Origin of the sequence: Microlunatus aurantiacus, assembly GCF_039536605.1 — a bacterium.
GTDB classification, from domain to species: domain Bacteria; phylum Actinomycetota; class Actinomycetes; order Propionibacteriales; family Propionibacteriaceae; genus Microlunatus; species Microlunatus aurantiacus.
Window position 1 is genome coordinate 26,122 of record NZ_BAAAYX010000012.1, and the last position, 2,219, is coordinate 28,340.

Genomic DNA, 2,219 nt, shown 5'->3' on the forward strand with positions numbered 1-2,219 from the left:
CGGCGGCCGCCGCCTCACCCAGGGCGAACCACCGACCGGTCAGCGCGGAGCAGGCCAGCAGGGCCAGAGCGGTGACCGGGTAGGCGGGCAGCACCAGACGGTCGGGGAGTCGGCGTACGCGGAGGTCGATGTGCACCAGCACGAGACCCCAGAGCAACGCCACCAGGTAGACCGCCTGCACCGGCGTCGGCTGCGCGCCGAAGAACGGGGCGGCGAGGGCGGCGCCGACGCCGGCGGCCACAGCGAGCCACCACCGCGGCAGCACCCGGTGCAGCGTGTCGTCGGCGTCGTCGCGCCAGCGACCGAGGGCAGCGCCCAGCGCCGCTCCCGCCCCCGCCGCGACAACGGCTGCCGCCAGCCACGCCCACCACGTCATGCTCCACCCCCAACTGGAGGATGTCAGACGAGGTGGGTCCGGCGGTGGGTCCGTGGGCCCAGGTCTGTGGCAGCGGGAATGCCTACCGTGTAACGACTATGAGCATCTGGACGAGCCTGCGCGGCCGGGCGGCACGGTGGCGTGGCCGGACTGCCGCCGGGGCCGGGACGGTCGAGTACGTCGCCGCCATCGCCATCGCGGCGATCATCATCGGTGCCGTCGTGCTCGGGGTGAACAACGCCAAGGTCGAGGTCTACTCGGCGCGCGTGCTGTGTCTCATCCAGAGCGTGGTCGGTTCGGGCCAGTGCGACGAGGCCATCGGGGACGGCCCGGGCAGCGGCTACGGCCCGGACGACGTGAACGAGCCCTGGTACTGCGAGGTCTTCGGCATCGGCTGCTCCGACCAGCCGACGACCGATCCCGACGACGTCGACATCCCCGACGGTCTGGACCGCAACGACCCGATCGTGCAGATGATGCTCAGCACCGAGCGCGGCAGACAGGTGCTGCAGTGGTTGTCCGACAACGACATCCCGATCGTGATCGATCCCGGCGCGACCGGGGCGTACTGGAACCAGTCCGAGATCGTGCTGGGGCCCGGCTACGACAACGCGGCCGTCCTGGTGCACGAGGCCAACCACGCCCGCTACACCGTGGAGGGCCGGCATGCCGACGTCTCGAACCCCGACCGCGACGCGTACGTCCACGGAGCGGTCGACGAGGAGGTCGACGGCACGGTCCAGCAGATCCTGTCGGCCCAGGAGTTCCGCAACGGTGGCGCGCAGCTGGGCAGCCAGCCCGGGGAACCTGAATACAATGCCGCCTACCAGCAGGCGATCCGCAACGGTGAGAGCCAGGCACAGGCTCAGCAGGCTGGCTACCAGGCGGTGAGTGACCTCTTCTACCACGGTGGCATGGTGACGTCCACGAACGGCCAGGCCTATCCGGACTACTACGGCAGCTACTGGGACAGCGAGCACTGATGAGGGAACTGTGGAACTTTCAGCCCGACCGCTCGCGTTGCACAGACGTGCTGTCATCGCGGGGTCGCGTTCGGGGGCTGACGGCGCTCGCCGCGGTCACCGCGGTCACCGCGCTCCTCGCGCTGCCTGCCTGCACACCGGACCAGACGCCACCCACCTCCCCGCCGTCGGCCACCCCGGGCACCTCCGTGACCACCTCACCTGACGCTTCCGACCCCCGCGGGCGGCTCGCCGCCGGCCTGCAGGAGCTCAGCCCGGTAACCGCGCGCCTGATCAGCGATCCCAAGACGACGCTGACCCCGGTGGACGCCTCCTGGCTGACCGGGTGGCAGATCTTCGACGCGGTGAACCAGACGCCGCCACACCCGCGCCGCGTCTTCGTGGCCCTGTCGCAGGCGGGGGAGGCCCTGGTGCTGACCGGCCAGCCGGAAGCGTTCTCGACCATGCTGAAGCAGGCCGGCGTCACGGTGGCCTCGGCCGAGGTGGCTGCGCAGGTGGCCACGGTGTATCTCGACAGCAGCCAGACGTTCACCACGCTCGCCTACCGCATCGACGCCGTCGACGACATCCGCTGGCGTCCGAGCCTCACCGCTGACCAGCAGAAGGCCCGCGACGCGGTCGTGTCCGCGTACGGTGACCGGATCGCCCCGGCGAAGGCCGAGCAGTCCTCGGCCGGTTGGACGGTGGAGGTCTGGACCATCAGCGGAGCCGACCTGGTGCGTCACGAGACGACCATCGAGGCGACCGGGGCGGTCACCGACAAGACCGAGACCGTCGCCTCGGACCTTCCCGTCCCCGCCTCCCGCTGAGACCCCGCTTCCCGCTGAGACCTCGCTTCCCGCTGAGACCCGCTTCCCGCT

2 protein-coding genes and 1 pseudogene are annotated in these 2,219 nt (G+C 70.8%); 2 read left to right on the plus strand and 1 reads right to left on the minus strand.

The window, feature by feature from the left end; all coding sequences use genetic code 11:
- Positions 1–376, minus strand: a pseudogene (locus ABD714_RS13735) (hypothetical protein); the annotation flags it as partial.
- Positions 377–474: 98 nt separating this feature from the next.
- Here ABD714_RS13735 and ABD714_RS13740 point away from each other — a divergent pair.
- Positions 475–1,359 carry a hypothetical protein gene (locus tag ABD714_RS13740; RefSeq protein ID WP_344812948.1) on the plus strand — a complete coding sequence of 295 codons (885 nt, stop codon included), beginning with the start codon at positions 475–477 and terminating at the stop codon, positions 1,357–1,359.
- 188 nt (positions 1,360–1,547) lie between these two features.
- A complete protein-coding gene (locus ABD714_RS13745) occupies positions 1,548–2,168 on the plus strand; it encodes a hypothetical protein (protein ID WP_344812949.1) in 621 nt (206 codons plus the stop codon).
- The last annotated feature ends 51 nt before the right edge of the window (positions 2,169–2,219 follow it).

What these genes read in the sequence shown, in the direction of transcription:
- ABD714_RS13740 (WP_344812948.1), top strand. Translation starts at nt 475, where the DNA reads ATGAGCATCTGGACGAGCCTGCGCGGCCGGGCGGCACGGTGGCGTGGC.